Source organism: Amycolatopsis sp. lyj-346 (genome assembly GCF_046548975.1).
In the GTDB taxonomy this organism is placed as follows: Bacteria; Actinomycetota; Actinomycetes; order Mycobacteriales; family Pseudonocardiaceae; genus Amycolatopsis.
Genome location: NZ_JAJPWT010000007.1, coordinates 250324 through 272496 on the forward strand (window position 1 = coordinate 250324; position 22173 = coordinate 272496).

The 22173-nt window shown below is 71.3% G+C and carries 29 protein-coding genes and 2 pseudogenes; 14 read left to right on the forward strand and 17 right to left on the reverse strand.

The window, feature by feature from the left end:
* Window positions 1-50: 50 nt before the first annotated feature.
* Genes ACLJQE_RS22940 through ACLJQE_RS22950 form a run of 3 tightly spaced genes read left to right on the forward strand, consistent with a single transcriptional unit; the run spans window position 51 to window position 2812 of the window.
* The gene (locus ACLJQE_RS22940) at window positions 51-1592 is read left to right on the forward strand and encodes an adenosine deaminase family protein (protein WP_410641364.1); all 1542 of its coding nucleotides are present in this window, start codon (window positions 51-53) and stop codon (window positions 1590-1592) included.
* A 31-nt stretch (window positions 1593-1623) separates the two neighbouring features.
* On the forward strand, window positions 1624-2298 hold the full coding sequence (locus tag ACLJQE_RS22945) for a hypothetical protein (protein ID WP_410641365.1): 675 nt from the start codon (window positions 1624-1626) through the stop codon (window positions 2296-2298).
* A gap of 19 nt (window positions 2299-2317) precedes the next feature.
* On the forward strand, window positions 2318-2812 hold the full coding sequence (locus ACLJQE_RS22950) for a CAP family protein (protein ID WP_410641366.1): 495 nt from the start codon (window positions 2318-2320) through the stop codon (window positions 2810-2812).
* A gap of 49 nt (window positions 2813-2861) precedes the next feature.
* On the opposite strand, the gene ACLJQE_RS22955 is transcribed toward ACLJQE_RS22950, so the two are convergent.
* Window positions 2862-4001, reverse strand: a complete 1140-nt coding sequence (locus ACLJQE_RS22955) for a mechanosensitive ion channel family protein (protein WP_410641367.1) — start codon at window positions 3999-4001, stop codon at window positions 2862-2864.
* Between the two features lie 129 nt (window positions 4002-4130).
* On the opposite strand from ACLJQE_RS22955, the gene ACLJQE_RS22960 reads away from it, so the two are divergent.
* The gene (locus tag ACLJQE_RS22960; protein WP_410641526.1) at window positions 4131-4643 is read left to right on the forward strand and encodes a YdcF family protein; all 513 of its coding nucleotides are present in this window, start codon (window positions 4131-4133) and stop codon (window positions 4641-4643) included.
* 78 nt (window positions 4644-4721) lie between these two features.
* Here the strand turns inward: ACLJQE_RS22960 and ACLJQE_RS22965 are convergent, their stop codons facing one another.
* The 3 genes from ACLJQE_RS22965 to ACLJQE_RS22975 form a co-directional block, all read right to left on the reverse strand.
* Window positions 4722-4898 carry a hypothetical protein gene (locus tag ACLJQE_RS22965; RefSeq protein WP_410641368.1) on the reverse strand — a complete coding sequence of 59 codons (177 nt, stop codon included), beginning with the start codon at window positions 4896-4898 and terminating at the stop codon, window positions 4722-4724.
* 5 nt (window positions 4899-4903) lie between these two features.
* Window positions 4904-5047: a hypothetical protein gene (locus tag ACLJQE_RS22970; protein ID WP_410641369.1), complete on the reverse strand. Its 144-nt coding sequence runs from the start codon at window positions 5045-5047 to the stop codon at window positions 4904-4906.
* A gap of 125 nt (window positions 5048-5172) precedes the next feature.
* A complete protein-coding gene (locus tag ACLJQE_RS22975) occupies window positions 5173-5826 on the reverse strand; it encodes an ATP-binding protein (RefSeq protein ID WP_410641535.1) in 654 nt (217 codons plus the stop codon).
* A 188-nt stretch (window positions 5827-6014) separates the two neighbouring features.
* Here ACLJQE_RS22975 and ACLJQE_RS22980 point away from each other — a divergent pair, with 188 nt between their 5' ends.
* Window positions 6015-6206 carry a hypothetical protein gene (locus ACLJQE_RS22980; protein ID WP_410641536.1) on the forward strand — a complete coding sequence of 64 codons (192 nt, stop codon included), beginning with the start codon at window positions 6015-6017 and terminating at the stop codon, window positions 6204-6206.
* Here ACLJQE_RS22980 and ACLJQE_RS22985 read toward each other — a convergent pair.
* From ACLJQE_RS22985 to ACLJQE_RS22995, 3 genes and pseudogenes are all read right to left on the reverse strand, one after another.
* Window positions 6164-6562 (reverse strand): annotated as a pseudogene (locus ACLJQE_RS22985) (ANTAR domain-containing protein); the annotation flags it as partial. The gene ACLJQE_RS22980 and the pseudogene ACLJQE_RS22985 overlap by 43 nt on opposite strands.
* A gap of 459 nt (window positions 6563-7021) precedes the next feature.
* Entirely contained in the window at window positions 7022-7855 is an 834-nt protein-coding gene (locus ACLJQE_RS22990; RefSeq protein WP_410641370.1) for a GAF and ANTAR domain-containing protein, read from the reverse strand.
* A gap of 237 nt (window positions 7856-8092) precedes the next feature.
* On the reverse strand, window positions 8093-8257 hold the full coding sequence (locus tag ACLJQE_RS22995) for a CsbD family protein (RefSeq protein WP_410641371.1): 165 nt from the start codon (window positions 8255-8257) through the stop codon (window positions 8093-8095).
* Window positions 8258-8587: 330 nt separating this feature from the next.
* On the opposite strand from ACLJQE_RS22995, the pseudogene ACLJQE_RS23000 reads away from it, so the two are divergent.
* Window positions 8588-9034: pseudogene (locus ACLJQE_RS23000) on the forward strand (hypothetical protein); the annotation flags it as partial.
* A gap of 68 nt (window positions 9035-9102) precedes the next feature.
* Window positions 9103-9252, forward strand: a complete 150-nt coding sequence (locus ACLJQE_RS23005; RefSeq protein ID WP_410641372.1) for a hypothetical protein — start codon at window positions 9103-9105, stop codon at window positions 9250-9252.
* A 3-nt stretch (window positions 9253-9255) separates the two neighbouring features.
* Here ACLJQE_RS23005 and ACLJQE_RS23010 read toward each other — a convergent pair whose 3' ends face one another.
* A complete protein-coding gene (locus ACLJQE_RS23010) occupies window positions 9256-9660 on the reverse strand; it encodes a four-helix bundle copper-binding protein (protein WP_410641373.1) in 405 nt (134 codons plus the stop codon).
* A gap of 196 nt (window positions 9661-9856) precedes the next feature.
* Between ACLJQE_RS23010 and ACLJQE_RS23015 the strand changes: the two genes are divergently transcribed.
* From ACLJQE_RS23015 to ACLJQE_RS23025, 3 genes are read left to right on the forward strand one after another with little or no spacing between them, the layout of a single operon-like run.
* Window positions 9857-10063: a heavy-metal-associated domain-containing protein gene (locus tag ACLJQE_RS23015; protein WP_410641374.1), complete on the forward strand. Its 207-nt coding sequence runs from the start codon at window positions 9857-9859 to the stop codon at window positions 10061-10063.
* Between the two features lie 29 nt (window positions 10064-10092).
* On the forward strand, window positions 10093-11010 hold the full coding sequence (locus ACLJQE_RS23020; RefSeq protein ID WP_410641375.1) for a hypothetical protein: 918 nt from the start codon (window positions 10093-10095) through the stop codon (window positions 11008-11010).
* 19 nt (window positions 11011-11029) lie between these two features.
* The gene (locus tag ACLJQE_RS23025; RefSeq protein WP_410641376.1) at window positions 11030-13306 is read left to right on the forward strand and encodes a heavy metal translocating P-type ATPase; all 2277 of its coding nucleotides are present in this window, start codon (window positions 11030-11032) and stop codon (window positions 13304-13306) included.
* Here ACLJQE_RS23025 and ACLJQE_RS23030 read toward each other — a convergent pair.
* From ACLJQE_RS23030 to ACLJQE_RS23050, 5 genes are all read right to left on the reverse strand, one after another.
* Entirely contained in the window at window positions 13290-14222 is a 933-nt protein-coding gene (locus tag ACLJQE_RS23030; protein WP_410641377.1) for a M56 family metallopeptidase, read from the reverse strand. The genes ACLJQE_RS23025 and ACLJQE_RS23030 overlap by 17 nt on opposite strands.
* Window positions 14219-14581: a BlaI/MecI/CopY family transcriptional regulator gene (locus ACLJQE_RS23035; protein ID WP_410641378.1), complete on the reverse strand. Its 363-nt coding sequence runs from the start codon at window positions 14579-14581 to the stop codon at window positions 14219-14221. Before ACLJQE_RS23035 ends, ACLJQE_RS23030 begins: the two co-directional genes overlap by 4 nt.
* A 63-nt stretch (window positions 14582-14644) precedes the next feature.
* Entirely contained in the window at window positions 14645-15256 is a 612-nt protein-coding gene (locus tag ACLJQE_RS23040; RefSeq protein ID WP_410641379.1) for a DUF305 domain-containing protein, read from the reverse strand.
* A 52-nt stretch (window positions 15257-15308) separates the two neighbouring features.
* The gene (locus ACLJQE_RS23045; RefSeq protein WP_410641380.1) at window positions 15309-15695 is read right to left on the reverse strand and encodes a DUF6153 family protein; all 387 of its coding nucleotides are present in this window, start codon (window positions 15693-15695) and stop codon (window positions 15309-15311) included.
* A gap of 96 nt (window positions 15696-15791) precedes the next feature.
* Complete coding sequence (locus tag ACLJQE_RS23050; RefSeq protein ID WP_410641381.1) at window positions 15792-16844, reverse strand: C40 family peptidase; 1053 nt, start codon at window positions 16842-16844, stop codon at window positions 15792-15794.
* Between ACLJQE_RS23050 and ACLJQE_RS23055 the strand changes: the two genes are divergently transcribed.
* Window positions 16783-17085: a hypothetical protein gene (locus ACLJQE_RS23055; RefSeq protein ID WP_410641537.1), complete on the forward strand. Its 303-nt coding sequence runs from the start codon at window positions 16783-16785 to the stop codon at window positions 17083-17085. The two genes, ACLJQE_RS23050 and ACLJQE_RS23055, sit on opposite strands and share 62 nt — an antisense overlap.
* 119 nt (window positions 17086-17204) lie before the next feature.
* Here the strand turns inward: ACLJQE_RS23055 and ACLJQE_RS23060 are convergent, their stop codons facing one another.
* Together ACLJQE_RS23060 and ACLJQE_RS23065 are read right to left on the reverse strand one after the other, a co-directional pair.
* Window positions 17205-18644: a DUF1996 domain-containing protein gene (locus ACLJQE_RS23060; protein WP_410641382.1), complete on the reverse strand. Its 1440-nt coding sequence runs from the start codon at window positions 18642-18644 to the stop codon at window positions 17205-17207.
* Window positions 18645-18846: 202 nt separating this feature from the next.
* On the reverse strand, window positions 18847-19311 hold the full coding sequence (locus tag ACLJQE_RS23065) for a MarR family winged helix-turn-helix transcriptional regulator (protein WP_410641383.1): 465 nt from the start codon (window positions 19309-19311) through the stop codon (window positions 18847-18849).
* 63 nt (window positions 19312-19374) lie between these two features.
* Between ACLJQE_RS23065 and ACLJQE_RS23070 the strand changes: the two genes are divergently transcribed.
* On the forward strand, window positions 19375-19743 hold the full coding sequence (locus ACLJQE_RS23070; protein ID WP_410641384.1) for a VOC family protein: 369 nt from the start codon (window positions 19375-19377) through the stop codon (window positions 19741-19743).
* A 21-nt stretch (window positions 19744-19764) separates the two neighbouring features.
* Here ACLJQE_RS23070 and ACLJQE_RS23075 read toward each other — a convergent pair whose 3' ends face one another.
* Entirely contained in the window at window positions 19765-20157 is a 393-nt protein-coding gene (locus ACLJQE_RS23075; protein ID WP_410641527.1) for a hypothetical protein, read from the reverse strand.
* Between ACLJQE_RS23075 and ACLJQE_RS23080 the strand changes: the two genes are divergently transcribed.
* Window positions 20105-20248 carry a hypothetical protein gene (locus tag ACLJQE_RS23080; protein WP_410641385.1) on the forward strand — a complete coding sequence of 48 codons (144 nt, stop codon included), beginning with the start codon at window positions 20105-20107 and terminating at the stop codon, window positions 20246-20248. The two genes, ACLJQE_RS23075 and ACLJQE_RS23080, sit on opposite strands and share 53 nt — an antisense overlap.
* Before the next feature lie 177 nt (window positions 20249-20425).
* Window positions 20426-20869 carry a S26 family signal peptidase gene (locus ACLJQE_RS23085; protein WP_410641386.1) on the forward strand — a complete coding sequence of 148 codons (444 nt, stop codon included), beginning with the start codon at window positions 20426-20428 and terminating at the stop codon, window positions 20867-20869.
* A gap of 67 nt (window positions 20870-20936) precedes the next feature.
* Here ACLJQE_RS23085 and ACLJQE_RS23090 read toward each other — a convergent pair whose 3' ends face one another.
* Window positions 20937-22070, reverse strand: a complete 1134-nt coding sequence (locus ACLJQE_RS23090) for an ABC transporter substrate-binding protein (RefSeq protein WP_410641387.1) — start codon at window positions 22068-22070, stop codon at window positions 20937-20939.
* Window positions 22071-22173 lie beyond the last annotated feature (103 nt).

The window sequence follows — 22173 nt, forward strand, 5'->3', positions numbered from 1 at the left end:
CCCTGGATGCCCATCGTGGGGGTGGATCGTCGTAACCGGGAAGGATCGTCATGCGCAAACTGCGGTTCGGGTTGTCGCTCGTCACCGCCGGGCTCCTGAGCCTGGTGGCTTCGGGGGTGGTCGTCTCGCCCGCGCAGGCGGATCCGGGTGCCGAGGTGGGCGTTGAGCGCTACCTCGACTCCGTCCGGCACGACCCGGCCCGGTTGCGGGCCTTCCTGCTGGGCCTGCCCAAGGGTGGCGACCTGCACAGTCACCTGTCCGGGGCGGCGTCGACCGAGCTGCTGATCTCCCTGGCCGCCCAGGACGGGCTGTGCATCCACACCACCACGTTCGTCGCGGCGGCCGGGCCGTGTGGTGCGGGTCAGCGTCCCGCCGCCGACACCTCGTCGGACCCGGCTTTCCACCGGGCCGTGCTGATGGCGTGGTCGATGGAGGGTTTCCAGGCGGGACAGGGTGAATCGGGGCACGACCACTTCTTCGCCACCTTCGGCAAGTTCGGCGCGGTCACCGGCGCGCACCGGGTCGAGATGCTGGCCGACGTGCTGGACCGGGCCGGCCGGCAGAACGAGCAGTACCTGGAGACGATGCTGACCCGGCAGGGCGGGCCGCTGTACGAGCTGTCGCAGCGCGTCACCTTCACCGGCGACTTCGCCGCGATGCGGGCGCAGGTCCTGGCCGGCGGCACCATGGCGGGCGTCACGGCCGCCGCGACCACGGAGGTGGACGCCGACACCACGCGGCTGCGGTCACTGCTGCGCTGCGCCACGCCGGCGGCGTCGCCGGGGTGCGGGGTGACCCCGCGGTACATCCAGCAGGTCAACCGGAACAACCCGCCCAACGTGGTGTTCACGTACATGGTGTCGGCCTTCGAGCTGGCGGCGGCCGACCACCGCACGGTGGCGGTGAACCTGGTTTCGCCGGAGGAAGGCGAGGTCTCCGTCCGCGACTACCGGCTGCACATGCGGATGCTGGACTACCTGCGTGGCGTCTACCGCACCGGGCACATCACCCTGCACGCCGGCGAACTCGTGCCCGGCCTGGTCAAGCCGGAGGAGCTGACCTACCACATCCGGGAAGCCGTGCTCACCGGCCGGGCGGAGCGGATCGGGCACGGCGCGGACGTGCTCGGCGAGGACGACTGGCCGCAGCTGATGCGCACGATGGCCGACCGGCACGTGATGGTGGAGATCAACCTCAGCAGCAACGAGCAGATCCTCGGGCTCTCCGGCCGGGACCACCCCTTCCCGGCCTACCGCGCGTTCCGGGTGCCGGTCACCCTCTCCACCGACGACGAGGGCGTCTCCCGGATCGACCTCACCCACGAGTACCAGCGCGCGGCCACCGACTACCGCCTGCGCTACCGCGACCTGAAAACCCTGGCCCGCACCAGCCTGGAGCACGCCTTCCTCGACGGCGCGTCACTGTGGCGCAGCCCGGACACCTTCGTGCCGGCCGCACCGTGCGCCCGCGACCGGCTGGGCGCACCCCACCCCGGCCCGGCCTGCCGGACGTTCCTCGACGGCAGCCCGAAAGCGAGCCTGCAGTGGCAGCAGGAAGCCAAGTTCACCGCGTTCGAACGCCGCTACCGCTGAGCCCGGCGCGATGCGGGGAAAGGAAGTCCGGATGTCTTCGTGGCAGCGCCGCATTTCGGTTCTGTTCCTGATCTTGGGTACCGTCGGCTTCGCACCGCCCGTCCAGGCGGTGGAGGCCGCCCACCGCGTGGTGTCCATCGCGCAGGCGCGCACCCTGCCGCCGGGCGCGGTGGTCACCGTCGACGGGGTGGCGACCACCCCCTCGGGGGCGTTCGAGTCCAGCTTCTTCGACCGGGGTTTCGGGCTGCAGGACCGCACCGCGGGCATCTACGTCAGCGTCGCGGCCGACCTGGGTATCGCGCCGCGCACGCGGGTCCGGGTGACCGGCACGCTGCGCGACAGCTCCGGGTTGCTCGTCCTCGTTCCCGTCGGCCCGGCCGCCGTCGTCGTGCACGGCAACGGCCCCGCCGTCCGTCCGCTGCTGCTCGCCACCGGTGCCGTCGGCGAAAGCTCCGAGGGCCGGCTGGTGCGCGTGGTCGCCACGATCACCCGGGCGCCGGCGCCGGATCTGCCCTACGGGTTCAAGTTCTTCGTCGACGACGGCTCGGGCGAGCTCACCGTCTTCGTCAACACCCAGACCGGCATCGACCTCACCGGGCTCGCCGTCGGCGAGACCGTCCGCGTGACCGGGTTCAGCAGCCAATACGACACCCACTACGAAATCGACCCGCGTTTCCCGGCCGACATCACCAGGCGCCATCGATGAACACGAAGAAAGGGACGTCATGAAAGCCGGCTACTCCGATCGCACCGACCAGGAATTCCTGACCGGCATGGTGGACAGCATCAACCAGCACCGGGCGAAGCACGGAGTCCCACCCGTGGTCCTCGACCAGCAGCTCGTCGACTACGCCAAGTCCCGCGCCGAGCACGTCGCGGACAAGGGCGCTCTCGTCCACGACGGGACCGGGGGGTACGGGGAGAACCTCTACTCGTCGAGCTCGTCCGAACCGGTCCAGGGACCGGCCACGGCGGCGAGCGACGCCTGGTACGCCGAAATCCAGTACTACAACTACGAGACGTTCGCCAGCACCGACCCGAAGAAGGCGATCGGGCACTTCACCCAGCTCGTCTGGAAGGACAGCACCAGAATCGGCGCGGGCCGCGTGTGCGGCAGCGCCGACAACACCTGGCACGACACCTACATCGCCGTGAGCTTCTCCCCGGCCGGGAACATGACGGGCGCGTACAAGGAGAACGTCCTCCCCACGGCCAAGTGACCGGAGCGGCCCGCCGCCGGAACCGACGGCGGGCCGCCCGACGTGCCCGTCACCGGCCGTTGAAGGCGCGTTCCCGGGTCCGGCCGTCGGGGCTGTCGCCGAAGAGGCGGGCGTCGTGGTCGGGCACGTGCTCCGCGGACTTCGGAGCGGGAGTCGCTTGCAGCTGTTCCGTGCGCACGTGGGGCAACGCGTACGGATGGGTCCGCCGGACCCACTGCACGAGCTGTTCGCGGACCAGGCAGCGCAGGTCGAACAACGTCGGCGCGTCGGCCGCGCTCACCAGGGCACGCACCCGGACCAGGGTGTTCACCGCGTCGGTCACCTGCAGCACGCTCACCCGGCCGTCCCAGAGGTCGGTGTCACCCAGGATCCGGCGCAGTTCCTCGCGCATCTCCTCCACCGGCACCGACCAGTCCAGATCCAGCTCCACCGTGCCCAGCAGCGCCGCTTCCCGGCGGGTCCAGTTCTCGAACGGCTGGGACATGAAGTAGGAGGTGGGCATCACCAGCCGTCGGTCGTCCCACAGGTGGATCACCAGGTAGGTCAACGTGATGTCCTCGATGCGGCCCCACTCGTTCTCCACGATCACCACGTCGTCGAGCCGGATCGCATCGCTGAACGCGATCTGCATCCCGGCGAACACGTTGCCGAGCAGGGACTGCGCGGCCAGCGCCGCCACCGCGCCGACGACCCCGGCCGAGGCGAGCAGGCTGGTGCCCGCGGCCCGCGCCATCGGGAAGGTCATCAACATCGCGCCGAACGCGATCAGCGCGACACCGGCCACGGTGATCCGGCGGACCAGGGTGACCTGCGTCTGCAGCCGCCGGGCGTGCCGGTTGTCCGGTACGTCGACCCGCAGCCGCGACAAGGCGGCCCGCTCGACCGACGTCAGGATCCCGGCGACCAGCCACGCCCCGACCCCGATCAACGCCAGCCCCAGCCCGTGGTTCACCGGCCCCCGCCACGGCCCCTCCGGAAGCCCGAAGGTGCAAGCGCTGCGCAACGCGACCACCGCGGCGAACCACAGGAACGGCCGGTGCGCGTGCACCGTCAACTCGGCCAAGACCGCGGACCGCCGCCCCAGCCGCCGCACCACACGTCGGAAGAGGTGTTCGGCGATGAGGAAAAGCCCGAACGCCGCCGCCGCGACAACCACCGCGGACACCAACCGGCCCCATCCGTCGGACACTCGCCATCCTCCTTTCGGGCATTTTGTGAGGCGTACCCACCGCGGCCACGTGTTGACACGGTGGTTGTTCTCACAGTGCGTCGCGGAGCGTCCGGACGGGCACGGCACGTTCTATCCATTGTGGACAAGATGGTCGCGGTGTGGGACGGCGGCCACGGCGGCACCCACCTGGCGTACGTCCCGCGCGACCCTGAGGAGTACGAGAGCGCCGTGAAGCGGCAACTTACCGATGCGCAGTGGCACGATGCCGAGCTCGTATGGGACTTCCACCAAGTCCACCACGGGATTTCTGCCTGCGAAGTTGCCATCGCCCCTGGGGGGTCAGCTGTCCACTTCCGCGAGCGCGCCCTGGAGCTGGGCGTGCCGGACGCCGCGATCCTGGTCGAGCCTGAGGCCGCGAACACCGGCGCCAACATCACGCTCTCTCGCGACGTGCTCACCGCGGCCGGGCTTGCACCCGGCTCGGTGCTTCTCATCTCGATGCCGTACATGGAGCGGCGGGCGTTCGCGACCTGCCGGCGCCTGTGGCCTGAAGTCGAGGTGACGTGCACGTCGGCGCCGCTGACGCTGGAGGAGTACGTCAAGACGATCGGTGCTGCGGGAACTCGGCCGCCGCCTCCCCGGCCTGTGGCTCGCCGGTGAGCCGGAGTGGGCGGCCACGGTGACGTTGCGCGGGCTCCGTTCGCTGCCGGTCGCCGTGACCTGACCCGGACGGCCCGTTCAGCGACCGGTCGCGTCGCTCAAGGTCGGGTGGACCGTCAGGACCTCGTCCAATGCCGTGAGGGTGATCGAGCGCAGGGCCGCTCCCGTTGCCACCACCCGCAGCCGCGTTTGGCCGGCGGCGTTTTGCTGGGCGTCGAGCAGTACGTGCAGGCCCGCCGAGGCCAGGAAACCCACCTCGGTCAGGTCGATGACCAGCGTGGCCGGGTGGCCAGCTGGGCCGCGGTGTGCAGGTCCAGCGTTCCCGACGCGGCCACCACCTGCGTTCCGTCGAGGCTGTGCACGGATACCGACAGGTCTCCGGGATCGGGATCACGAAGGGTCACGTGGCCATTTTGCCCGAGCGCCCGGCCGCGTTTTCAGCTGCCGTGGGGACTCGGAAGAGTGGCCCAGACGACCTTGCCGCCGGCCCAGGACCGGTTGCAGCCCCACAGCCCGACGGTCTTGGTGATCATCCGGAGCCCGAGGCCGCGTCCGTGCAGCACCGGTTGCTCCAGCAGCACGGCGGCCGGGGGTCGTCGTCGGCCACTGCGATGGTGAAGACGCTGCGGCGCAGTTCGAGCAGCAGCCGCGGGTGGGACGTCGTGTGCCGGATCGCGTTCTCGACCAGTTCGGTGGCGATCAGGAGAGCGTTTTCGACGTGCGCCGTCACGTCCCACTGCAGGCAGGTTCGCTCGACGAACGCCCGGGCGAGCGCCGAGGAGCGCGGGGACGCGGCCAGCAGCTGGACCGCGCGGCGGCGGGACGGGCGATCGCGTGCCTGCTCGGCGGCGGGGACGTCGGCGTGGACCGCGACCGGCCGGCCTGCGGTCTGAGCCGCCAGCCCGGCGAGGTGGTCCACGCGGTCGGTAACCACCGCGAACGGGATCGACGGCCACTCCGAGATCCGCGAGGCGATGGCCGGGAACACGGACAGCAAGGCGTCGTCGCCGATTTCGAGACCCTGGATGTCGGCGATGACGCTTTCCGGTGCGTCCGTGGCCATCTTGAGCACGCTGTCGCGCAGCTTCGGGTAGGTGGCCGGGGTCAACGTGCCGGTCAAGGTCGCGACGGTCGACTCCGCGCGGTACCGCGGTGCCACCTGCAAGCTGCGCTGGAGGGCCACAACGGGTCACCTCCTCACCCGCTCCACGGTAGACCTCGTGATTCCTTCGGATACCTCCGGGCGGTGATTCCTTCGGATACCTCCGGGCGCGGAATCGAAACGTGCGGGCCGAGCCGCCGACGGTGAGGCGGCGGATCGGTGCGTGCGCGATGATGGGCCCGGCGGGGTGACTTCGCCCCATCTTGGCCGTGGCGATCACGTCCCGGGATTCCAGCGCGGTGAGCAGCTGCCGGGCTTCGGCCTGCGCGTCGGCCCACCGCGCCGCGGTCAGGATCACGCCGGCCATCGCCGTGGTGAACAACGCGACCAGGGCGGTGTCCACCGGGGCGAAGGCGTCCGGGCGGCGGCTCCAGACGTTGAGTGCCCCGGACAACCCGTGAGTCTCCTGGCCGCAGGGGTTGCCGGACCGGACGAACAGCGGGCAGGACAGCACCGTCTCGATGCCGGCGCCGCCGAACCGGGGCCAGGCGCGCCGCGCGGCCGCCACATCGGTGCGCACGGCGGTCTCGGTGCGGGCCGCTTGGATGCAGGGGCCGTCGCCGGAGGAATACTGGACCTTGTCGAGGGAGCGCACGCTTTCTTCGGTGGCCGCGACGGTCGCCGGAACGCCTTCGTCGAACAGGGTCACGCTCGCGGCGTCGGCGCCGGGCAGCAGCGTCACCACGCGGTGGCTCGCGCACGGCGTCGGCCAACCGGGGTGGACCGGCAGGCCGGCCACGGGAAACAGCCGGAGCATGCGCGTCACCGGCCGGGTCCATCCGCCAGCTCATCGAATCGGTCTACGGCACCCTCAAAGGCCAACTCAACCTGGAACAGCCACAGCCATCTGGCACAACCGCGCCACCAGCCAACCCACCGCCCGATCACTGACCGCCTACGACCACTGACCGAGTTACGCATTACTCGGCTGGGTCCCAACCTCACGAGGTCTCCACGGGCTTGCGCCGACCGGGTGAACCGGACCGGGCAGCCGCGGGTGCGCCGTTCGGTGCATCCATATGCCCCGAACGGGTGTGAGGCCTGCGATGTGGGGTACCCCTGTCGTCAGGGCCGGTTTTCGGCGCGCAGGAAACCGGAGCCGAGGTCCCGCCGGTCCAGTCAACGGCCGGCGGGGCCGCCCCGGTTCCCGGTCACGGGACGTACTGGGCTTGGTCGGCTCGCTGTGCGCCCTCACCCGTGCCGTCGCGGCGACGCGTCAGTACTGCCGTCGATCTTGCTCGTCGGCGGGCAGGTTGATCTCCGCGTGGCGGGCGGCCAGGGCCCGGGCCAGGTCGGCCAGCTTGACGTTGAGGTCCTGGGAGGCGCGCCGGAGCAGGTCGAACGCCTCGTCCGCGGAAACGCCCCGGCGGGCCATGACGATCCCCTTCGCCTGGCCGATCACGTCCCGGCTGTCGAGGGCCCTGCGCAGGTGCGTGGCCCGCAGCTCGCCACGCGTCACGGCGTCGGTGACCGCGAGGGCCAGCGAAGCGTGGGTGGCCAGCAGGAGCAGGACGTCGCGGTCGGCGTCGTCCAGGCCGTTCGGTGACCGTGCGTAGACGTTGAGCGCGCCGGCCGACCGGCCGGACGGCGCGCCGGGGAGCAGCGAGGTGGAGACCACCGCACCGACGCCGAGTTCCACGGCGCCCGGCGCCCACTGCGGCCAGCGCGGCTCACGGGCCAGGTCGGGTGCCGCCGCGACGCCCGGACCCGCCGGGTCGGCGGCTTCGACGCAGGGGCCCTCCCGCAGCCGGTACTGGAGCCGGTCCAGTTCGATCGCCACTTCGCCGGTCTCGACCGGGGTGTGCAGGCCGCCGTCGGCGTCGATGAGGGTGAAACTGGCCAGGTCGGCGGCGGGCACCATGACGGTGGTGGCCTCCAGCACCCGCCGGAGCACGTCCTCGACGGTGGGCGCGGCCAGCAGGGCGGGGGTCAGCTCGGCGAACTGCCGGGCGAGCGGGCCGGTCCGCGGGCCGTCCCGGGTGCTTCCGGCGATGAACTCCGCGGCGATGAACTCCGCCTTGTCCTGCTGCCATTCCTGCTCGCTGGCCATGGCCGGCCTCCCTGCCGTCGTGATCGGGGAAGACGGCTGTGTGCTCAACCATCGCGCCGCCCGACTGTACCGCCGGCCACTTCGGTGAGCCGTCCTGGCCGCGCGGGTGAACGGCCGCACCGATCGGTCCCTGTTCCTGCGGCCTGATCGGCTGCTTCGCGCACCGCAACACGCTTCGGCGGACCGGCTGCAGCGCAGGACCGACGGCTGGGGATTCGGCCCGGTTGCCCGGCGGGCCTACCGTTCGTCTTCCCGGGCGGGGGGCTCGCCGGACGGTTCGTGGGCCTGCGCCTGCCGCCGCTTCCCCTCGGCGACCCAGCGCTCGTTCCCGGCCACCTGCCCGGCCACCTCTTCGATCTTGCCCTCGAGCTCGTCGGTCTTGTCCCCGATCCGGTCGGCCATGGTCGCGGATTCCCCCTGCCGATCCGGGGAAACCCGGTGCCGGGGAACACCGAGTTTTCTCCGCGGCACCGCGGGTACCGACCGGGTGAGGAGAAGGAGGGCCGGATGCCGGACTCCCGCACACGGCCGTGCTGACCGGACCGGTCCCGTGGCCGGCGCTGGCTGCGGCCGTGTGCGCGGCGCTCGCGTTCGGCACGAGCGGGGCACTGCAGCACCACGTGGCCCGCCGGACGGACGGTGGCGGCCGGTTCGGGGTGGTGCGGTCGCTGACGCGGGAGCCGGTCTGGCTGGCGTCCCTGTTCGTGAACGCGGGCCGGGGTCGTCCTGCAGGTGGTCGCGCTGAGCCACGCGCCGGTCGCGCTGGTCCAGCCCGTTCTCGTGCTCGACCTGCTCTTCGCCGTTCTGGGGGCGAGCGTGCTCCGGCGGAGCCGGCCCGACCGGGTCGTCGTGCTGGGCGCGCTGTTGTGCGCCGGCGGTTTGGCGGTGTTCCTGCTGCTCGCCGCCCCGACGCCCGGGACCGCCGTGCCCCGGCCGGGTGAGGCACTCCTGCTGGGCGGTGGGGTGGTGGCCATCGTGGGTGGCTGCGTGGCGGCGGCGATGCGGGGCCACGGGACCCGCCGCGCACTGAGCCTGGCCGCGGCGACCGGTGTGCTGTTCGGCGTCACGGCGGGACTGGCCAAGGTCGCGGTGAACGACTTGCCCCGCGGGATCGGCGAGATACTGCGGGACTGGCCGGGTTATGCGGCGCTCGCGTGCGCGGCCGCCGGGTTCGTGCTGAGCCAGCACGCTTTCCGCGCGGGCGTCGCGGTGGCGCCCGCGCTGGCGGTGATGGTGGTGCTGACCCGTTGGCCGGCATCGGGTTCGGGGTGCTTTGGCTGGGCGAGCGCGTGTCCGCCGACGTGGGCGGCGCGCTGGCGCTCTGCCTCACCGTGGCCGGGATCGCCGTGCTCGCCAAGCGCGCCCCCGCGGCGGCTCGTGACCGGAAGGGCGCGTGAAGGTCAGCGGCCGACCAGGTGTTCGCGCAGCTGCCGGCAGGCGTCTTCGCAGCTGCGGCAGGCTTCCGCGCAGAGTGCGCAGTGCCGGTGGTGGGTGGCGTGCCGTTCGCATTCGCCGGCACAGGCGCGGCACGCCTCTTCGCACGCTTGCAGCAGTTTGTCGAGCACGCCGGTCGTCCCGGTCCGCCGGGACAGGATCTGTGCGGTGGCGGTGCAGATGGCCGCGCAGTCGAGGTCGGTGCGGATGCAGTGCGCCAGCTCGCCGGGGTCCGGTTCGGACAGGCAGGCGTCGGCGCAGACCGTGCAGGCGCGGATGCAGGCGAGGCATTCGTCGATGCAGTTCGCGATGGCGGCCGGATCCAGGCCGCCGAGGGCGTCGGGGTGGCTTTCGATGAGGGGCAGCGTCATGGGGTCCTCTCCGTCCGGGCGGCGGGCAGGTGAACGACCGGCAACGGCGGGCATACCCGGCTTTCGCGGCACTAATCGCCCGGCGGGCCGGCTCCGGCCCGCCACCGAACTTGATACACCTACCCCCTAGGGGTATGGTGAGGATGTCGGCGACCACGGGACTGCCGCCGAATCCTGACCGCACAAGGGGAAAGTCATGGGCCAGCGCACCTACACCGTCTCCGGCATGACCTGCTCGCACTGCGTCACCTCCGTCAGCGAGGAGGTCGGCGCCATCCAGGGCGTCAGCGACGTCGTCGTCGACCTGCCCCGCGGAGCCGTCACCGTCACCAGTGCCGAGCCGCTCGACGACGCGCGTGTCCGCGCCGCCGTCGAGGAGGCCGGTTACCAGCTCGCCGGCTGATCGCCGGCCATCGACCGAGGAAGCCGACCATGAAGAACACCGCACGCCTCGCCCTGTTCGGCGGTGCGCTCGCGCTGCTGGCGGCCGGCGGCTTCGCCGTCGGCAAGACGGCGGGCCCGGTTGCCGCCGCGACCAGTGAGAGCAGCGGCGAAGGGACCATGCCCGGCCACGCCGAGACGGCCGCCGCGGACCTGCTGCCGGATGGGCTCGCCGCCGGCAAGGACGGGTACACCTTCGCCGACCCGACCGCGGAACCCGGACGGTTTTCGTTCCGCATCACCGGGCCGGACGGCAAGCCCGTCACCGCGTTCGACGTCGAGCACGAAAAGAAGCTGCACCTCATCGTGGTCCGCCGCGACACCGCCGGGTTCCAGCACGTCCACCCCGAAATGGCGCCGGACGGCACGTGGCGCGTCCCGCTGACCGTGCCCGCCGCGGGCTCGTACCGCGCGTTCGCCGATTTCGCGCCCACCGGCGGGAAACCGATGACCCTCGGCGTCGACTTCTCCGTCGCCGGGAACTACCAGCCCGCGACCTACCCGCCCAGCCGCACGGCGCAGGTCGACGGCTACACCGTCGAACTCGCCGGGGACCTGACGGCGGGGAAGACGTCGCCGGTGACGCTGAAGGTCAGCCGCGGCGGCGTTCCGGTCACCGACCTGCAGCCCTACCTCGGCGCGTACGGGCACCTGGTCGCGCTGCGCGGAGGCGACCTCGCCTACCTGCACGTCCACCCCGATGGCGAACCCGGTGACGGGAAGACGGCCGCCGGGCCCGAGGTGAAGTTCGCCGCCGAGGTGCCCAGCGCGGGAACCTACCGGCTGTTCCTCGACTTCCGGCACGGCGGCGTCGTGCGGACGGCCGAGTTCACCGTCACGACCGCCGGAACGCCCGCGGCACCCGTGCCCGTCCCGGCTCCGGCTCCGGCCGACGGCCACGGCCACTGAACCGCGAAAGGAGACGATCATGACCAGCACCACGGCCGAGGCCGGCCCGGTGACCGAGATCGAACTCGCGATCGGTGGCATGACCTGCGCGTCCTGCGCCAACCGCATCGAGCGCAAGCTCAACAAGCTCGACGGCGTCACCGCTTCGGTCAACTACGCGACGGAAAAGGCGCGCGTGCAGGCCCCCGGAGGCGTCGACCCGGCCACGCTGGTGGCCACGGTCGAAGCCGCCGGGTACCACGCGACGCTGCCCCGGCCGGAGAAGCCCGGGCGTGAGGAAGCCGAAGACGACCACACCAGGCCGTTGCGGCAGCGGCTGATCACCAGCGTGGTGCTCGCGGTCCCGGTGATCCTCCTGGCCATGGTGCCCGCGCTGCAGTTCACGTACTGGCAGTGGATTTCGCTGACGCTGGCGGCTCCGGTGGTCACCTGGGGCGCGTGGCCGTTCCACCGGGCGGCGTGGACGAACCTCCGCCACGGCGCCGCCACCATGGACACGCTCGTGTCGATGGGCGTACTGGCCGCGTTCGCCTGGTCGGTGTGGGCACTGCTGTTCGGCACGGCCGGGACGCCGGGGATGGTGCACCCCTTCGAGCTGACGATCGCGCCGTCGGACGGCGCGGGCAACATCTACCTCGAGGTCGCCGCGGGCGTCACGACGTTCATCCTGGCCGGCCGCTACTTCGAGGCGCGGTCGAAGCGCCGTGCCGGTGCCGCGCTGCGGGCCCTGCTGGAGCTGGGTGCGAAGGAAGTCGCCGTGCTGCGGGGCGGTCTCGAAGTCCGGATCCCGACGGCCGCGCTGGCGGTGGGGGACCGGTTCGTCGTGCGGCCCGGCGAGAAGATCGCCACCGACGGCGTGGTCGAGGAAGGCAAGTCCGCGGTCGACGCGTCCATGCTCACCGGTGAGTCGGTGCCCGTGGAGGTCGGCGAAGGCGACGCCGTCACGGGCGCGACGGTCAACGCGGGCGGGCGGCTGGTCGTGCGGGCCACCCGCGTCGGCGCGGACACCCGGCTGGCGCAGATGGCCAAGCTGGTCGAGGCCGCCCAGAGCGGCAAGGCCGACGTCCAGCGGCTGGCCGACCGCGTGTCCGGGGTGTTCGTGCCGATCGTGATCGGGCTGGCCGTGGCGACGCTGGGCTTCTGGCTCGGCAGTGGCGTCGGCGCGGCGGCCGCGTTCACCGCCGCGGTCGCGGTGCTGATCATCGCCTGCCCGTGCGCGCTCGGGCTGGCGACGCCGACGGCGTTGCTCGTCGGCACCGGCCGCGGCGCCCAGCTCGGGGTGCTGATCAAGGGCCCGGAGGTGCTGGAATCCACCCGCCGCGTCGACACCGTGGTGCTGGACAAGACCGGCACGGTCACCGCCGGGCGGATGACGCTGGTGGCGGTGCACCCGGCCGAGGGCGTCGACGAGACCGAGCTGCTGCGGCTGGCCGGCGCGCTCGAGGACGCGTCCGAGCACCCGATCGCGGCGGCCATCGCCCGCGGCGCCCGGGAGCGCGTCGAGCTGCCGGCCGTCGAAGGCTTCGCGAACGTGGAAGGCCTTGGCGTGCAAGGGATCGTCGACGGGCACGCGGTCCTGGCCGGCCGCGCCGCGCTGCTGGCGGACTGGAGCCAGCCGCTGCCGGACGACCTCGCGGCGGCGAAGGCGGCGGCCGAGGAGCGCGGGCACACCGCGGTCGGGGTGGCCTGGGACGGCGCGGCCCGTGGCGTCCTGGTGGTCGCCGACACGATCAAGCCCACGTCGGCCGAGGCGATCGCGCAGCTGCGGGCGCTCGGGTTGACGCCGGTGCTGCTGACGGGTGACAACACGGCGGTCGCGCGGACGGTGGCGGCGGAGGTCGGGATCGATGACGTGATCGCCGAGGTGCTGCCCGCGGACAAGCTGGACGTGGTCAAGCGGCTGCAGGACGAGGGCAAGGTCGTCGCGATGGTCGGCGACGGCGTCAACGACGCACCGGCACTGGCCCAGGCCGACCTCGGACTGGCGATGGGCACGGGAACGGACGTCGCGATCGAGGCGAGCGACATCACCCTGGTCCGCGGCGACCTGCGCGCGGTGGCCGACGCGATCCGCCTGTCCCGGCGGACGTTGCGGACGATCAAGGGCAACTTGTTCTGGGCGTTCGCCTACAACCTGGCGGCACTGCCCCTGGCCGCGGCGGGCCTGCTGAACCCGATGATCGCGGGCGCGGCGATGGCGTTCAGTTCGGTGTTCGTGGTCGGCAACAGCTTGCGGTTGCGCAGCTTCGGCCGGGCACGTGGTGGTGGGGCGGCGGGGGTTACGGGCAGGCGATGAGGCCGCTGCCGACGACGAGGGCGACCGCCACCGCCGGCGGGGCGAGCAAAGCCGCGATCCCGCCGGCGACTGCCTTGACGCCGGCGGTGAAGCGCGGCTCGGCCGTGGCGTCGAGGTGGTGCAGGCGGATCGCGGTGTCGCCGCCGGCCATGGCGAGTGCTCGTCGGGGGCCGTCGGCCGCGCGGACGCGCAGCAGTGCCGATCGCAGAGGTGCGGTTCCGCAGCGTGCAGCGGCCGTGCGGTCGGCGGCCAGCTCGACCAGCAGCCGCATCGCCGCCGGTAGTTCGCGCATGAGCGGGACGAACCGCAGCGTGCGGCCGAGCACCTCGGCGCAGCCGGTCAGCAGGTGGTGGTGGCCGCGCACGTGCGCGCGTTCGTGCTCCAGCACCGCACGCAGCTCCTGCTCGGTGAGCCGGTCCGCGAGCCCGGTGCTGGCGACCACGAGCGGGCGGCGCCCGCCAAGGCTGTAGGCGATCGGCTCGTCGTCGGGCAGCCACAGCGTGGGTAGCGGGCGCTGGTCGCCGGACAGCCGCAGGGCCGTCAGGTGCCGCCGGTGCAGGACGTTCCGGCGCCGTCGGCGGGCCAGGGAATGGCGGGCCAGCCGCACGGCGGCCGCGCCCAGCACCGCCGCCGAGCCGAGACCGGCGATCGGGTCGAGTGCCGGGAAGCCGTCGTGGCCGGCCGTCGACCAGCAGTCGTGGAGGACGCGCAGCACCGCGCCTGCCGGGCCGTGGCCGGGCAGCACCAGCAGGAGGACGCTGCCGAAAGCCCCGGCGACGACGCCGGCCGCGGCGAGCAGCCACCACGCGATGACCGTGCCCGGGCCGGTGCCGGTCGCGGCGAGCCGGCTCAGCGCCCGCGGTGACCACCAGCCGATCACCACGGCACCGACGAGCAGCGCCGCGGCCGGGATCATCGTTTGCGCGCCTTCCGGCGCAGCGCCCGGCGCAGGATGTCCGACTCCTCGTCCGAAGCCGAGCTGACGAAGTGCAGGAGGACGGACTCCCGGTCGCCGGCCGAATCGAGGAGCTCACGCAGCGTCTGCGCGGTGGCCTCCTCGCGGGTGGTCACCGTCCGGTAGCGGTACGCGCGCTCTTCCAGCTCGCGGGCCACCCAGCCCTTCCGGTGCAGGTTGGTCAGGACGGTCATCACCGTGGTGTAGGCCAGGTCGCGGTCACGGTTCAGCTCGTCGAGGACGTCACGGACCCGCATGGGCTCCGCCGCGGTCCAGAGCACGTCCATGATCGCCGCTTCGAGTTCGCCGAACTGCCGCATGGGACCTCCGCGGCCGAGCGTACCGGGCACGGGCCATACCCGTGCCCGGTACCGCCGTCCGGATCAGCGCTGCCGCAGCAGGCCCTGCATCTCGGTGATCTCCGCCCGCTGCGCGTCGATGATCTTGCGGGCGAGCGCCTTCGCGTCGGAGCTGCCGCCCTTGCTCAGCTCGGTTCCGGCCATGTCGACCGCGCCCTGGTGGTGCCGGATCATCATGTCCAGCCACATCTCGTCGAACTCGGTGCCCTTGGCGGCCTCGAGCTTCGTCATGTCCTCGGCGGGCATCAGCCCGGGCATCGAACCGTGGTTCATCCCCGGCATCTCCGACGTCGAGCTCGCGCCCCAGGTGGACAGCCAGCCCTGCAGCTGCCGGATTTCGGGGTCCTGCGCCTTCTCGATCCGCCCGGCGAGGTCGACGACCTTCGGGTCGGTGCTGCGCGAAGGCACCAGCTTCGCCATGTCGAGCGCTTGGCTGTGGTGCGGGATCATCTGCTGCGCGAACATGACGTCGTCGGCGTTGTGGTCGCCGCCCTGCTGCCCGGAAGCCGGCGCCGGAGCCGGAGCCGGCGCCGTCGGATGCGCGGACATGCCGGACGGCGAATCGCTGCTGCTGCACGCGCCGAGGACGACGGCGGAGGCGACGGCGAGCGTGCCGAAGAACAGTGTTTTCCGCATGACAAAACCTTTCTCTGGGTGTTGGGGTGGTGGGCCGGTGTGTTCCGGCCGGTCACACCCGCAGCACGCAGAGAGAGTTCAAGACGGTCCGCCCGGATCGGTCGGGTGGTCGCTCCGGGGCCGGTGAGCCGCGCGGGCACTTCCTCCGGGCCGGGATCGCGGGTTCCGGGCGCCACCCGAGCCGGGCGCAGGCCAGCAGGAGTGCACCGATCGCGGTCAAGACGGCGAGGCACAGGTGGAGCAGGTCGTGTGCGCCATCGGGGCCGTGGTGTTCACCCGAGCCCAGGTCGGTGTCCATCACGGGCATGCTCGCGGAAACAGCGGCCATCGGGCCGGCCCCGGCGTCGCCCGAGGCCGAGACGTGGTGCATCGCCGTCACGCCCAGCGCGAGCAGGCACAGCAGGATGACCTGCTGCACTCGGCCGATGCGCTTCGCCACGGCCCCACCGTACTACTCAGGTTAGTAGCACGGCGCACGGGATACGGGGCGGCACCGTGGAGAACGGTGCCGCCCCGATCGCTTCGGCGGGGGTGGTCAGGCGGTGGGCCTGGTCGCCCCGGCGTACTGGCTCTGCAGCGGCGAGATCTTCACGACGTCACCGCTGGTCGGCGCGTGCACCATCTTGCCGTCGCCGATGTACATCCCGATGTGGGACACCGGGGAGTAGTAGGCGACGAGATCGCCGGGCTGCAGCTGATCGCGCGGCACCGGCGTGCCGAACTGGGCCTGGGCCGCGCTGTTGCGGGGCAGGCTGATGCCGGCTTTGTTGTAGGCCCACAGCATCAAGCCGGAGCAGTCGAACGTCTCGGGTCCGGTCGCGCCCCAGACGTACGACCTGCCGAGCTTGCTCAGCGCAGCGTTCAGCGCGGTCTGCGCGGCCGCGGTCGGGGCCTTGATGTTGGGCGCCTTGCCGCCGGTGTCGCGCTGGGCGGCCTTGTCCGCGGCGGTCAGGTTCCGGTCGGCGGCCTCGATCTGGTCGATCTGGTCGTCGAGCGTCTTCTGCTTGGCCTTGATGTCCTCGGTCAGCTTGGCCGCGGCGTCTCGCGCGTCCTGCGCGCGTTTGGCGGCGTCCGTGGCCTTGGCGGCCGCGTCGGTGGCCTGCCGGACGGCGCCGGTGAGGTTGCCCAGTGCGGCGGTCTTGTCCGTGGCGAGGACTTCCAGCGCCGAGGAGCGGTCCAGGAAGTCCTGGGTGGACGTGCCGGACAGCAGCGCGGACAGCTTGTTGAGCTGCACGCCGCTGGTGAACGAGGCACCGGCGAACTTGTTGACCTCGGTCTGGTACTTCTGCTGGTTCTCGGCGGCCTTGACGCCCTGGTCCTTCGCCGCCTTGACGTCGTTGGTGGCCTTGTCGAGCTCACCTTGCCTGGCGTCCAGGTCGGCTTGGGCCTTGAGGAGGTCTTCGTTGAGCTTTTCCGCCTGCGCGGCCAGTTCGCGGTACTTCGCGAGGGCTTCGGAGCCGGTGGGCGGGGCTTGGAGAACGGGGACGGGGGCGGCGGTGGCCGGGGACTGGGCCACGGTGACGAGGGTGATCACCGAGGCCGCGGCGAGGATGCCTGCTGCCACGCGCCTGATCGGTTGCGACTGCACGGTCGCGGAATTCTCCTTTGCCGTCGGGCCGCCGGGGGTGGGGAGGGGAGCCCTTGAACCGGAATCGGGCCGCGCTGCACCGCAACTGGTGAAGCGCGCATTTCGGTGGGTCCGGTATCCCGGCGGGATCTCGCGTTGCCGCCGGGTGGACGGCATCGGCCGCGAGATCTCGGTCAGATTACGAACGGATCGCGTCGGCGTCCACCTTCCGGGGCAAGAAAAACCGGCCGCCGTCGCGTGACCTGGTCAAACGCCGCAAAGAAAATTGCGTTCCTCACGATACGTCGTGACCGAACAACTAAGAGCAATAGTACTTGTGTCCCGGGTGGGCCCGTGGTCCGCGGGCCCACCCGGCAACGGTCACTGCGAGCAGCGTTTGCCGCTGTTGATGCACTTGACGACCTGGTTCATCAGTCGCTGGCCCATGACGTTGGCGAAGTCGTCGTGGTCCGAGCGGGGGTTGTGCTCTTCCTGTTCGAAGGCGTCCACTTTGTATTGGCCGTTGACCTGCACGTCGCGGGGGATGTTGTAAGTCAGCGTGATCCGCAGCTGCGGGACGTTCTTGAAGCCTTGCGGGCACTTGCCCTGCTGGTCGGAGAACACGATGTGCGTCCGGTGGTTGGCGCTGTCGATGTTCTTGCCGTCCCAGCAGTTGGGGAACGCGTGGACGCGCTTGACCTTGCTGCCTTCGGGGCAGATCGGGTACTTGTCGATGAGCCGGTCCTCGAACCCGCTGCAGGTCCAGCTCGGCCGGGCGTTGGCCGGCCCGTTGGTGCTCTGCTTGGCGTCGCCGTAGAGGATCCGCAGGAACTGCGGCATCGCCACGACCCGGCGGGCGCCGCCGCTGGTGAAGGTCAGGTCGGCTCGTTCGACGCGCTGGATCTCGCCTTCGTTGCTGCCGATCTCGTTGTCTTCGTTGACGCCCGGCAGCTCGGCGGGCTTGCCGGCGCTGTTGCCGCCGCCGTTGTCGACCCCGCCCTGGCCGTTCTTCTTCAGGGCGCAGGCCGCCAGGCCGCCGAGGTCCGCCGGCTTCGTCCCGGTCCGGCCGATGGCGATGGCGATCCGGTCGAGGGTGGCTTTCCGCTTGTCGCCGAGCGGGTTCAGCACGGCGTTGCGGATGTCCTGCTCCGACTTGAGGTCCCCGCCCGCGATCCGGGTGTTGGCTTCCTTGACCTGGTTGTCGAGCAGGTCGAGGTTGCGCTCGACCTCGGCGGTCGCCGGGTCGGGGACGTCGGCGAGCTTGCTGGCGACGTCGGGGCAGTCGACCTGCGTCGCCGCCTTCTCCTGTTTTGCCTGCTCGCGGTCTTGGGCGACGTCCTTGGCCGGCGGGTTCTCTTCGTCTTCCTCGGTGTCGATGCGGACGACCGGCCAGAAGTACGTCGATTTGTCGCCGTTCTTGCAGGTGGTGCCGGCCTTGGCGAGGCTCTCGTTGGTGGAGTCGGCGTTGGTGGAGAGGTTGCCGACGTAGTCGTGCAGGTGTTCGGCGCCGTTGCGGACGCCGGGCTGGGCGATGAAGTTGTCGGGGTTGAAGTGGCCGTTCTCGTTGCGGCCGCAGTCCACGGTGAAGGTTCCGCGGGCGCCCTGGCGTTGCAGCGCCTGGTTGACGTTCGTGCCCTTGGGGACCTTCGTGATGTCGATGAAGAACGACTTGTCCACTTCGGACGCACCGGCGGTGCCGGTGCCACCGGTGGTGGTGGCGACGACCAGGGCACCGGCGGCCAGTGCCAGACCCAGTCCGAGGGTGGCGATCTTGGTGCGCCGGGTGATGCGGTGTCGGCCCGTGGCGGGGTTTCGGGGCATGGAGTTGTTCACCTCGTTCGGTTTTCCCGGGCGCGGCAAGACAAAGCGCGGCCCAGGCAGCAACCAGCGACACGTCCGGTCCGGACGTGCGGGACCCGGGGGAGCGGCCGGAGTCCGGACATCCGGCCGCTGGTCCCGACGTAGGCTGAAACGGGCAATCCCGACCGGCGGTTCAAGTCGACACTGCGGCGTTATCGTTTCGTTACCTTGCGGCCGTGGGTCGCTGGGTGCCGTCGCGCAGGGAGTGGACCATGCCCCGCAGGATCCGGAACGCGTCCGACTGCTCGGCCTCGGTCAGGCCGGCCAGCATTCTGACCTCGACGGACCGGACTGCCGCGGTCGCCTTCTCCAGGCTCCGGCGTCCGCGGGGCGTGAGCCGCGTGGGAAGGGCCTTCCCGACGGGTGCCTCCGCGGGCCTGGTCACGTATCCGTCCCGCTCCAGGGCTTGGAGCAGCACGTTCATCGTCTGCCGGGTCACGAACGCGCCCCGTGCCAGCTCGGAGTTCGACAAGCCCGGTCGCTGGGCCAGCAGCTCCAGACAGGAGTAGTGCGTCACGCTCATCCCGAGCGGTCGCAGCACCTCCTCCATGGCCGCGCGGAGCGCGCTCGACGCCTCCTTCAGCAGGTAGCCCAATGACGTCGTCAGGTCGACACCGGCTTGACTCATGTCAGCATACTGACATAGGTTCGGCCGTGTCAGAAAACTGACACGCAGGAAAGGAACCGCACCATGCCCGCCACCGGCCCCGACTTCATCTCGCTCCAAGCGCGCGACCTCGACGCGTCGCAGGCGTTCTACGAGCACTACCTCGGTCTCGTCCGCTCGCCGGCCGGACCGCCGCACGCGGTCGTCTTCGAGACGAAGCCGATCGCGTTCGCCCTCCGCGACGTCCTTCCCGGCACCGATCTCGCCGCCGTGGCCCAGCCGGGGATCGGGGCCGCGATCTGGCTCCACGCCACCGACGTCCAGGCCATTCACGACGCACTGGCCGCCGACGGCCACCCCATCGTCTCCGCCCCGATCGACGGCCCCTTCGGCCGGACCTTCACCTTCGCCGACCCCGACGGCTACCACGTCACGCTCCACGACCGCACCTGATGAACCGGACGTCCGGCCCGGTCACCGGTTTCCCGGACGGAACCAGCGGCGCGAGGCCTGCTCGAACGAGCTGCGGTCCGGAACGTGGCTGCCCGCCCAGGCGATGATCCCGTCCGGCCGGACGAGCACCGCGCCGAAGCCCAGGTCGTCGCGGGCCGGGCCGGCCGCGTAGCGGATCCGGTCGCCGTACCGCCGGGCCACCTCGTGCAGGTGTGCGTCCGCGCTGAAGTCGAGCGCGACGCCGCGGCCGTCGCGCAGCAGGTCGCCGAGGCGGGTTCCGCCGGCCAGCCGGAAATCCGGGGCGTTGTGCCCGGACGGCGGCTCGCCACCCAGCTCGTAGCGGAGCGAGGCGTTCGACGCGGTGCTGGACTTCGACGCCGTCTGGCGCGACCCGGCCCACCCGAGCCGGATCAGGGAGGACTTCCACTCCGGCGACTGGTTGCACGGCAGCGACGCGGGTTACCGGGCGCTGGCGGACTCCGTCGATTTGTCACTATTCGGCTGAGCCCGAAGCGGCGGCCTTCTCCGGAAAACCGGGACGCCGATCGCGGCATCGCGGCCACCATGGCGGGATGGCGTTCACCGAACCACCCGGCCCCGGGCACGCACGACAGCCTGCTCGCCGTCGACGGCGGCTACGCGCGCCTGTTCCGCGTGCAGGCCGACGGCTAGCAGGCGTGTCGTGAAAGGGCCGGTTGTCCTCGGGTTGCTGGCCGCCGGCGGCGTCTTCGTCGCCCGCCGCAGGCTGATTTTGACCACAGTGGACGGTCCGGGCATGGCCCCGGCGCTGCTGCCGGGCGACCGGGTCCTGGTGCGCAGGACCCGCCGCCCGCGACGCGGCCAGGTGGCTTTGCTGCGGTTCCCGCAGCTGCCCAGCGGCGCGCCGACGGGCGACCAGCTCCTGCTCAAACGCGTGGTGGCGGTGGCGGGCGACCGCATCCCGGCCGGCTGGGCCGAACCGGACGTGCACGGCCTCGGCGGCGAGGTGGTGCCGCGCGGCTGCGCCGTCGTGCTGGGCGACAACCGGCCGGCCAGCTGGGATTCCCGGCACTACGGGTTCGTGCCCCGGGAGCGCATCATCGGCGTGATGGTGCGGCTCGTCTCCCGCGGCTCGCCGGGGTCCTAGCCGTGGCGGCGAAAGCACCAGATCGCCGGACCTGATCCGCCGGCAGCTCCTCCCGCCGGCCGGATCGTCAGGCTCCCTGGGTGCCGTTCTCGTCGACGGGGTAACGGCCGAGCTTGCCGTCGGGGTCGGCGGGGTTGACGCCCTGGACGTCACCGACGTACAGCGTGATGCGTGCCTTGTAGCGGTCGAGGGCGGTGCGGTCGCTCATGAAGGTGCCGAGACCGAGCGGGTTCATGTTCGGGTAGCCGAAGATGTTCTTGGCGCCGGCGGGCGGGGCGACGTCGGTGCGGGCGCTCCAGGTGCCGATGTCGTTCTGCTGCGTGTCGCGGGACAGCAGCCAGCTCAGGTACAGCTTCGCCGCGGCCTTGTGCGGTGCCTGCTTGAGGATCCCCGCTGTCTGCGGCCAGGCCACCCACGGGCTCTGCGCCGGGTAGGTCTGCTGCGCCAGGCCCGGGCGTCCGCCTGACGTGCCGAAGCTCGCGACGTACGGGGCGGTGCCCACGAGGTCCGCGGAGTCCTGGGTGCCGCGGACGAACTTCGGGTGCTGCGCGAGCAGCTTCTGCAGGTAGCCGAAGCCGTACTTGTCGGTGAGCTGCTTGAAGTAGTAGAGGACGGCGTCGTCGTCGTTCGGGTAGGTGAAGACGAGCTTGTCCTTGAACTCCGGCTTGAGGAAGTCCGCGGCCTCCACCGGGGCGTTGCTGCCGAGCGACGTCGCCGTGACGTTCGAGAAGGCGAAGAAGAAGACGCCGGTGTAGTAGCCGTCGCGGTCCTTGACCTGGTTGTAGACCTTGTCCCAGCCGGCCGGCTTGTACGGCTCGAGAACGCCTTCGCGCTTCCAGCGCGGGAAGTCGTCGATGGTCTGCAGGTGCACGACGTCGGCGACGACCTTGCCCTCGGCGACCTGGTCGTCGACGCGGGCGTCGTGGTTCTTGCTGAAGTCCACGATGACGTTCGCCTTGATCTTCGGGAACTTCTCGACGAAGGCGTCCCGCAGGTAGTCGGCCTGGCCGGGCTTGTCACCACCGGCGTAGACGACCAGGTCACCGCCTTCGGCGACAGCCTGCTGGTAGAGCTTCTGCAGCTGCGTTTCTTCGCGGTTGCCGGTGTCGTTCGCGGCGGGGGCGGCGGCCGCGGTGGCGCCACTGGCCGCCAGCACGCTCGCGGTGAGGACCGCGAGGACCGCCTTGCGGGGAGATCGCACGACAAGCTCCTTCGAGGAGTATTAGTTGATTTTTCAACTACCTTAGCCGAACACGCCTGACGCGTCAGATGTTCCGGGGGAGAGCTGGATCACGGCCGTCGAT